This window comes from Anaeromyxobacter diazotrophicus, assembly GCF_013340205.1.
GTDB lineage: Bacteria > Myxococcota > Myxococcia > Myxococcales > Anaeromyxobacteraceae > Anaeromyxobacter_A > Anaeromyxobacter_A diazotrophicus.
In genome coordinates, this window is the sequence record NZ_BJTG01000016.1 from 51,439 (window position 1) to 59,992 (window position 8,554).

At 78.5% G+C, this 8,554-nt stretch carries 7 protein-coding genes; 2 read left to right on the plus strand and 5 right to left on the minus strand.

Going from position 1 to position 8,554, the window contains the following annotated elements; genetic code table 11:
• Window positions 1-12: 12 nt before the first annotated feature.
• From HWY08_RS21555 to HWY08_RS21570, 4 genes are read right to left on the minus strand one after another with little or no spacing between them, the layout of a single operon-like run.
• Window positions 13-747 (minus strand): RDD family protein, encoded by a 735-nt coding sequence (locus HWY08_RS21555; RefSeq protein WP_176069159.1) that lies wholly within the window; start codon window positions 745-747, stop codon window positions 13-15.
• 50 nt (window positions 748-797) lie between these two features.
• Window positions 798-1,523: a 16S rRNA (uracil(1498)-N(3))-methyltransferase gene (locus HWY08_RS21560; RefSeq protein WP_235969749.1), complete on the minus strand. Its 726-nt coding sequence runs from the start codon at window positions 1,521-1,523 to the stop codon at window positions 798-800.
• Window positions 1,520-2,383 carry a 50S ribosomal protein L11 methyltransferase gene (locus HWY08_RS21565; protein WP_176069163.1) on the minus strand — a complete coding sequence of 288 codons (864 nt, stop codon included), beginning with the start codon at window positions 2,381-2,383 and terminating at the stop codon, window positions 1,520-1,522. Before HWY08_RS21565 ends, HWY08_RS21560 begins: the two co-directional genes overlap by 4 nt.
• Window positions 2,384-2,415: 32 nt before the next feature.
• Window positions 2,416-4,068, minus strand: a complete 1,653-nt coding sequence (locus tag HWY08_RS21570; protein ID WP_176069165.1) for a mucoidy inhibitor MuiA family protein — start codon at window positions 4,066-4,068, stop codon at window positions 2,416-2,418.
• Between the two features lie 122 nt (window positions 4,069-4,190).
• Between HWY08_RS21570 and HWY08_RS21575 the strand changes: the two genes are divergently transcribed.
• Both HWY08_RS21575 and HWY08_RS21580 read left to right on the plus strand, forming a co-directional pair.
• Window positions 4,191-6,482 carry a response regulator gene (locus HWY08_RS21575; RefSeq protein WP_176069167.1) on the plus strand — a complete coding sequence of 764 codons (2,292 nt, stop codon included), beginning with the start codon at window positions 4,191-4,193 and terminating at the stop codon, window positions 6,480-6,482.
• Window positions 6,483-6,534: 52 nt separating this feature from the next.
• Window positions 6,535-7,677, plus strand: coding sequence for a coproporphyrinogen-III oxidase family protein (locus tag HWY08_RS21580; protein WP_176069169.1), 1,143 nt, complete (start codon window positions 6,535-6,537; stop codon window positions 7,675-7,677).
• A 212-nt stretch (window positions 7,678-7,889) separates the two neighbouring features.
• Here the strand turns inward: HWY08_RS21580 and HWY08_RS21585 are convergent.
• The coding region (locus tag HWY08_RS21585) for an HNH endonuclease (protein ID WP_176069171.1) at window positions 7,890-8,554 on the minus strand (665 nt) is incomplete at its 5' end.

Below are 8,554 nucleotides of genomic sequence, written 5' to 3' on the forward strand. Positions count from 1 at the left end.
AGGTGGAGGGGGTCAAGGCGCGCGAACGACGAAGGTGCCCGCGGCCCGGTCGTGCAGGGCGCGTGGACTCGAGGTGAAGAGCGCGAGCCAGGTGCCGGCGCCCAGCGCCGCGGTGCCGAGGAGCGCCAGCGCGGCGCGCGCGGCCGCCCGCCCCATCCCGGGACCCTCGCCGTCGCGCTCGACCACCGCCAGCCCCAGCAGGCGATCGCCGAGGGTGCCCCCCAGGAGCCCGTGCGCCAGCGCCGCATAGGCCACGAACGCGAGCGCGCCCAGTGCCAGCCCGGCCGGGAAGAGGCCCCGCCAGAGGCTCACCCCATCCGGGAACGCCCAGGCCGCGAGCCCGACCGGCGCGGCGACCCCCAGCGCGACGAGCGTCCCGTCGGCGAAGCCCGCCGCCAGCCGCGCTCCCAGCGGGGCCGTCTCCGGCTCCTCCGCCGCGCCGCAATCGCGAGCGTCGAGGTCCTGGTCTCCCTCGCGGTCGCGATCGCACTCACCGTCGCGGTCGAGGTCGCGGTCGCACGCGCGCTCGCGGTCGAGGTCGAGGTCGAGGTCGCCACCGCCCGCCCCCTCCCCTTCGTCCGGCGCATCGGGGAGAGGGTCGAGCCTCCCCCGCGCTCGCCGGTCGAGGTCGAGCACGCGGTCGAGCCGCGCCGGCCGCGGCTCCTCGCCGAGGCGCAGCGGCGCCGCGCAGACGGCGCACGCCAGGGCTGCGGGCGAGGCGAGCTCGTGACAGCGGGGGCACTCCACGGGCCGACGCTAGCCCCGCCGGACCCGGTGTCAAAGATCCGGCCCGGCGCCTAGCGGAGGTCGCCCGCGAGGTGCTGGACGAGCGCCGCCGCGACGATCGCGGCCGTCTCGTTGCGGAGGATGCGCGGGCCGAGCGTGGCGAGGCGCGCGCCGGCCGCCAGGGCCGCCTCGACCTCCTCCGGCGCGAAGCCGCCCTCCGGCCCCACCACGAGGAGGTGTCCCGCCGCGCCCGGGTCCACCACCTCCGCCACCGGCTCGCCGCCCGCCTCGTAGAAGAGCACCGTCCGGAACCCCGGCGGCGCCGCGGCCAGCGCCGCAGCGAGCGTCGTGGGCGGGTCCACCACCGGCACGTCGGCGCGCCCGCACTGGCGCGCCGCCTCCGCGGCGATGCGCTGCCAGCGGCGCGCGCGCTCCGCCCCGCGCTGCGCGTCGAGCTTCACCACCGAGCGGACCGCCTGGAAGGGCGTGAGGCGCGCCACCCCCACCTCGGTCGCCTTCTGCACCGCCACGTCGCTCCGCTCGCCGCGCGCCAGGGCGAAGGCCAGGTGGACCTTGGCCGCCGGCGCCGGCGCGTCGCGGCGCGGCCCGAGCTCCAGCGCGAGCCCGGACTCGGTCGCGGCGAGCCGCGCCTCGCGCGCGCCCCCCTCGCCGTCGAAGACCTCCACCGTCGTGCCCGGGCCGAGCCGCAGCACCGCGGTGAGGTAGTGCGCCTCGCTCGCCGTGAGCGCCGCCCGCGCCCCGCCGAGCCGCGCCAGCGGGATGAAGAGCCGCCTCACGGCGCCGGCCTCGCGAGCGCCAGGAGGCGCCACTCCGCCTGCGACCGCTCCCGCGCCGGGTCGGGCACGAGCCCCTGCGCCAGGTAGGCCGCGCGCACCTCGTCCTCCTGTCCGGCCAGGATCCCGGAGAGGAGCAGCGCGCCGCCCGGCGCCAGCCGCGCCGCGATCCCCGGCGCCAGCTCGACGAGCGTGTTGGCGAGGATGTTCGCCACGACGATCGGGAACCGGCCCTGGACCTCGTCCGGCGCGGCCAGCTTCAGCTCGAGCTGCACGCCGTTGCGCTCCGCGTTCTCTTCCGCCACCCGCAGCGCCACCGGGTCGTTCTCGGTGGCCGCCACCCGCCCCGCGCCGAGCTTCCGCGCCGCGATGGCGAGCAGCCCCGAGCCCGTGCCCACGTCGAGCACCGCCGCCCCCGGCGACGCGGCCAGGAGCTCGTCGAGCCCCGCCAGGCAGAGCGCCGTGGTGGGGTGCGTGCCCGTCCCGAAGGCCATGCCCGGATCGAGCACCACCTCGACCGTCCCCGGCGGCGGCGGTGACGGCGTCCAGGAGAAGCGGATGAAGACGCGCCCCACGCGGAACGGCGCCAGCCCCGCCTTCCAGGTCTCGCTCCAGTCCTGATCGGCGAGCTCCGCCACCGCCCCCTCGAGGCCCAGCTCCGCCGCCGCCTCGGTCGCAGCCTGGCGCGCCGCGAAGAACGCGACCACCAGCGCCCGCCCGGCGGAAGGCCGCGGCGTCCCGGGCATCGGCGCCACCGAGCCGTCGCGCACCTCCGCCCCCGCCGCCCCCGCGTCGAGCAGCAGCGCCGCCGTGTCGTCGGCCTCCGCCTCCGGGACGTCCACCGTGAGCGCGTAGCTGGGCATGGCGGTCGTTTAACACGGAATCCGCGGCTCGCTCACTCCAGCCCCGCGATCGGGAAGCCCCGCGGGTAGCGCACCTCGTAGCGCAGCTCGACCACCTTCTGCTCCCGCGCGCCGAGCGCGAGCTCGTGGATGCGGACGCCGGGGCGCTCGGGGTCCTCGCGCGTCGGGGCGGTCGTGCCGTCGAGCACCGCCACCGCGATCTTCTCGTCGCGGCTCACCGGCACGAGGTCGAGCAGCCTCACCGCGACCGGCGACGCGTACCGGTTCTTCACGCCGATGCGGACCCGGAACCGGTAGACCTCGTCCTTGGTGAGCAGCCCCGCCGTCTCGTGCCTGCGCTCGAGCACCTTGCGGTCCACCTCGATCCGGTCGTCCGCGCCGAAGGCGAGCTCGAGCTCGCCGCCGGCGGGGGTGAAGGGGAGCGCGGTGCGCCCGGCGAACTGCTCGCCCACGTACACGCCCGCCGTCCCGCCGAGGAGCGGGAAGCCGGTCTCGTTCACCGCCTTGGCGGTGAGGAAGGCCGCCCCGTCCACCCGCGGCGCCGCGGTGCGGACCACCTCCGCCTGGAGCGGGAAGCGCGCCAGGGAGATCTTCCGGGCCTGCCCCGAGCCGTCCACGGTCTCGCGCCGCGGCGCGGTGAAGGCGGTGGCGAGGAGCCCGTCCTCGACGGTGGCTTGCGCCGCCTCCACCTCGTACGACTCCGCCTCGCTCTTCTCGGCGCGCTCCGCCGGCGCCGGCGCGGCCGCGCTCGGCGCCGCGGCGGAGCGCCGGAGCGCCTGCGTGGCCACCATCGGCCTCGGCGGCTCGGCCCGGTGCAGGTAGAGCGGCTCGAGGCGCGGCACGAACAGGCCGCGGGCGGGCTGCGCGGTGGAGACCGAGAGCGCGACGCCGCTCCAGTCCTCGCCCGTGCGCTGCCAGACCGAGCCGAGGAAGGAGAGCTCCATCCTGGAGGCCTCCGGCAGGAGGCGCGCGTCCCAGACCGGCGTCCAGCCGGCGGAGGGGACCGCGTACGACACCGCCAGCTCGAGCGCGCCGTCCCGCTCCGCCTCGAGCTCGACCGCGACCGTCTTGGTGGTGACCGCGCGCTTCGCCTGGACCTTGTCCAGCTCGGCGCGCGCCTGCGCGACCCGCCGCGCCAGCTCCCGCCGCGCCGCCTCGGCCTTGCGCGCCTCGCCGGTGGCCTGGGCGGTCTCGGCGGAGACGAACGCGGCCAGGTCGCCCCACTCCTTGGCCGAGACGCCGCGGACCGCCAGGTTCTTCGAGCGCTCCTCCGAGTAGGTCGAGCGCAGCGACTTCACGAACTCGAGGCGCGCCTGCGCCGCGCGGATCCGGTCCTCGAGCGCGCGGTCGTCGTCCTGCAGCCGCTCGAGCCGCTCCTCCGCCGCGCGCCCCTCCGCCGCCGCAGCCTCCGCCGCCGTGACCCGCTCGACCGTGACCCCGAACACGCGCGCCCGCGCGGTCCCCTTCCCCTCGACCCGGATCGAGTCGTCGTCGAGCTGGTCCGGCAGCCCGGCCAGCAGGACGCGCGCCGCTCCCGCCGCGAGCTCGACCCGCGCCGCGCGGGTGACCCGCGCAGACGAGCGGTAGACCGTGACCGCGTCGACGCGGGACGGCGCCGTCACCGCGGCGGGCGCGGCGAGGGCGAGGGCGGGGAGCAGGGTGGTGAGCAGCAGGGCTGGGCGCATGGTCGTGGCCTCCTCCTCACAGGGACGCACGAACCTGGAAAAGGATCTACCGACCTCTCCCCACATCCCCGCCGCCCGCCTTTTCGCCCGCCGGTCGAAACGCGCTAGCATGCCCCTTCCCCATGGGACGCGAGCTCCTCCTCATCGATCCGGATCCGGCGCTGACGGAGGCCATCCGGCGCGCCTTCGCGCCGGCCGGCTGGAGCGTCACCGCGCTCGCCGCGGGAGAGCCGGCGGTGGACCGCTGCCGGGCCAGCCGGCCGGACCTGGTCCTGCTCGCGGCCGAGCTGCCGGACATGAGCGGCTTCTCGGTGTGCAACCGCCTGAAGCGCGCCCTCGCCTCGCTGCCGCTCATCCTCTACACGACCGAGGCGAACGCCTCGGCCATCGAGGCGCACCGGCAGTCGCGCACCCACGCCGACGACTACCTGCGCCAGCCGCTCGACCTCGCCGATCTGGTGGGGCGCGCCAGCCGGCTCGCGGGCGACGGCGCCCCTGCCCCGGCGCCCGCGCCGCCGCCGCGCAAGCCGCGCGGGGCGGGCGGGCCGCCGCCCATCCCGGGGGCGGCCGCGCCGCGCGCCGCCGCGCCGGCGCCCGCGGCGGTGCCGCTGCCGGCCCCGCTCCCGCCGGCGCCCCCCGTCCCCGACGCGGGCGCGCTCGAGGCGCTCTTCGCCGACTGGCCGCGCGACCCGTCGCCGCCGCGCGGCACGCCCGAGGAGCGGGTCGAGTTCTTCCGCGAGCGGCTGCGGGTGAAGGACGCGTTCCTGGGGCGGGTCAAGGAGGCGGTGGCGGCCCACCAGCGCGCGTCCACCTCCCTCCACGCGGCGCTCGAGGCGCGCCAGGACGCGCTCGCCGCCGCCGAGGTGGCGCGCCGCGAGCTGGAGCGGCGCCTGGCGGAGACGGACGAGGCGCTGTCCGCGGCCGGCGCCGCGCGCGACGAGGTCGCGCGGCGGCTGGCCGAGTCGGAGGGCACGCGCCAGTCGCTCTCCGAGGTGCTCTCCGAGACCATGCAGGCGCAGGAGACCGCCGAGCAGGGCTGGTCGCAGCGCCTGGCCTCGGCCGACGACGCCCGCGCGGCGCTGGAGGCGTCGCTGGCGGAGGCGCGCGCCAGCGGCGTCGCCGCGCTCGAGGCGGAGCGCGCCGCCCGCGCCGAGGCCGACGCCCGCGCCGGCGCCGAGCGCGACGAGCTGCAGGTGGCGCTCGCCGGCGCGCGGGGCGAGCGCGACGCGCACGCCGCCGACGCCTCCCGGCTCCAGGCGGAGCTCTCGCACGCGCTGCAGCAGGCGGAGGAGGCGCGCGCCGCCGCGGCGCGGGAGCTCGCGGCCGAGCGGGGCGACAAGGACGAGGCGCGCGCGCGGGCCGAGGGGCTGGCGCAGGAGCTGGCCGAGGCGCGGGCGGCGGGCGAGGCGCTCCGGGGCGACCTGGCGCGCGAGCGCGCCGGGCGCGAGGCGGCCGAGGAGGCGCTGCGGCTCGCCCGCGGCGAGGCCACGGCGCAGGCCGAGAAGGCCGCCGCGCTCGAGCACGCGCACCGGGCGCTGCAGGCGGAGCTGGCGGCCTCCCAGGCGCAGACGGCCGATCTGGCCCAGGCGCTCGACGAGGGGCGCGCCTCCGCCGCCGGCGAGGTGGGCCGGCTCAGCACGGCGGTCGCCGAGGCGGCGCGGCGCGAGGCGCAGCTCTCCGCGGAGCGCGACGAGCTGGCGGGCAAGCTCTCGGCCGAGCTGCGGGCCGGCGAGGCGGCGCGGGCCGAGGCGGCGGCGCTGGCGGCGGAGGTGCAGCGCCTGGCGGCGCTCGAGCCGCAGGCGGCCGAGGCGCCCCGGCTCCGCCGCGACCTGGCGCACGCGCAGGAGGTCCTGCAGCAGCGCACCCAGCAGGTGGAGGCCGCGGCGCGCACCGCCCACCAGGCGCAGGCCGACCGCGAGCGGGTGAAGGAGCAGGCGGCGGTCGAGCTGCAGGGTCGCGCGAGCGAGCTGGCGCGGCTCGGCTCGGAGCTCAACGCGCAGAAGCGGCGCGCGGCCGAGCTGGAGGCGCAGGCGAGCGCGCGCGAGGCGGCGCTGCAGCGGGCGCAGGCCGAGGCCGAGGCGCAGCGGCGCGCGCTGACCGGCGAGGCGGCCCAGGCGGAGCAGCGGCACGCGGCCGAGGCCGAGCGCCAGCGGGCGGCGCTGATCGAGCTGGAGAAGCGGCTCGAGGCGGTCGCCCGCGCCGAGGCGCAGGCGCGCCGCCGGGTGGCGGAGCTGGAGCGCGACCACGCCGGCGCCGGGGCGCGCGACGCGCAGCTCGCGGAGGCGCAGGCGGCGCTGGCGAAGCTCCGCGAGGACTTCGACGACCTCCGCTCCGAGAACGATTTTCTGAACGGCGAGGTGGCGCGCTACCACCAGAAGAACAAGGATCTGCTGGCGCAGCTCAAGAAGGCCTGAAGCCGCGGTGGGCCCCGTCCCGCCGGGCGGGCCCCACCGCTCGCGCCGCCCCTTGCGCCCCTTCGGCCTCTACGTCCACTTCCCCTACTGCACGGTCCACTGCCCGTACTGCGACTTCGCGGTCGCGACGGAGCGCGCGATCCCGCAGGAGCGCTACACCCGCGCCGTGCTGGCCGAGCTGGCGCTCCGCGCCCCCGGCTTCGAGGGCCTCGCGCCGCGCTCGCTCTACCTGGGCGGCGGCACGCCCTCGCTCTGGGACCCGGAGCGGGTGGCGGAGGTGGTGGCGGCGGTGCGCGCCCGGTTCGCGCTCCCGGTCGGCGCCGAGGTGACCCTGGAGGCGAACCCGGAGGCGGCCGACCGCGGCCGGTTCGCCGCCTACGCGCAGGCGGGGGTGAACCGCTTCTCGGTCGGCGTGCAGTCGCTCGACCCCGGCGTGCTCGCCAAGCTCGGCCGGCGGCACCGGCCCGAGGACGCGGAGCGAGCCGTGCGCGCCGCCGCCGAGGCGGTGGAGGACGTGGCGGTCGACCTCATCTACGGCGCGCGCCGGTCGACGGTCGCCATCGCGCGGGCGGACGCGGCGCGGGTGGCCGCCTGGCCGGTGACGCACGTCTCCGCCTACGCGCTCACGCTCGACCGCGAGGCGCTGGCCGAGGAGACGCCGCTCGCCCGCCTCCGCCGGCAGGGGCGCCTGCCGCTGCCCTCCGACGACGAGGTGGTGGCGCAGGCGCGCGCCCTGCGCGGCGCGCTGCGGCGCGGCGGGCTCGCGCGCTACGAGATCTCGAACTTCGCGCGCCCCGGCTTCGAGTCGGTCCACAACCGCCTCTACTGGGAGTCCGAGAGCTACCTCGGCCTCGGCGTCGGCGCGTACGGCGCGCGGCACGCCGAGGGCGGCGAGCACGCCGCGCGGTACGGCAACGCGCGGACCCCCGCCGCCTACCTGGCGGCGGTCGAGGCGGGGCGGCTGCCGACGGCCGAGGAGGACCTCCTCGGCCCGCGCGAGCTGGCCGAGGAGCGGCTCATGCTGGCGCTGCGCCTGCGGGAGGGCGCGCCGCTGGCCGCGATCGCGCCGTCGCGCCGTGGCGAGATCGAGGCGCTCGTGCGGGCCCGGCTGGCGGTGGTGCGCGGCGAGCGCCTCGTGCTGACGAGCCGCGGCCTCGACCTCCACAGCGCGGTGGCGGAGCGGCTGATGCCGTGAGGGTGAAGCCGAGGTCGCGGTCGCGGTCGAGGTCGAGGTCGGGGTCGAGGTCGGGGGTCGGGCTCGCGGTGGCAGGGGCCCCTGCTCCCCTCGCCCCGCGGAGCGGGGGAGCAACCGTGGGAGAGGGGCCGCTCAACCCGCCCGGCCCCGCAACGCTGCCAGCGGTTCCGAGCGGAGCGTCAGGGGAGCCCTCCGGCCTCGCCCCGCGGCCCTCACGCTGCCGAAATCTCCACCCCTTCGCCGGACCGCCTCGCGGGCTCCGGCCCGCTCCACGGCTTCCCGCCGAGGAACCACCGCAGCGCCTCAGGCGCCCGCCCCACCACGCGCAGGTGGCCGGCGTGGATGCACCGGAGGTGGTGAAAGGCGCAGAGGCCGAGCTGGTTGTCGAGCTCGTCCCCGCCGCCTTGCGAGCGGAAGAGGACGTGGTGGGCGTGCGTCGCGCGGCGGCTGCAGCCGGGGACCTGGCAATGGCCCTCGTCCCGCTCCCGGACCTTCCGCGAGCGGGTCCGGGCGCACTTCCCGCCCTTCCAGGTGTCGAGGAAGTGCTGCGCGAGGACGGCGAGGCAGGTCCCGAGCGGCAGCCGCTTCCCGGTCCGGTCGCGGACGGCCTGCACCGCGGCGGCGAGCACCGCCGCCATCCGGAGCGCCAGCGGGACGGCCAGCTTCCCCTGCGCACGCATCCGCCGCTCGGCCTCGCCCTCGAGCTCGCGCCGGAGCGCGACGCAGGTGAGGCCCTTCGCCCGCGCGGCCCAGCGGGTGATCTCCGGCTCGGGCAGCTTCGAGAGGAGCCGCAGCTTCTCGAACGGCAGCCCCTCGCGCTTCGCCTCCTGGAGCGCCGGCGAGGCCCAGCGCCGCTCCTCGACCTTGGCCCGCTCCT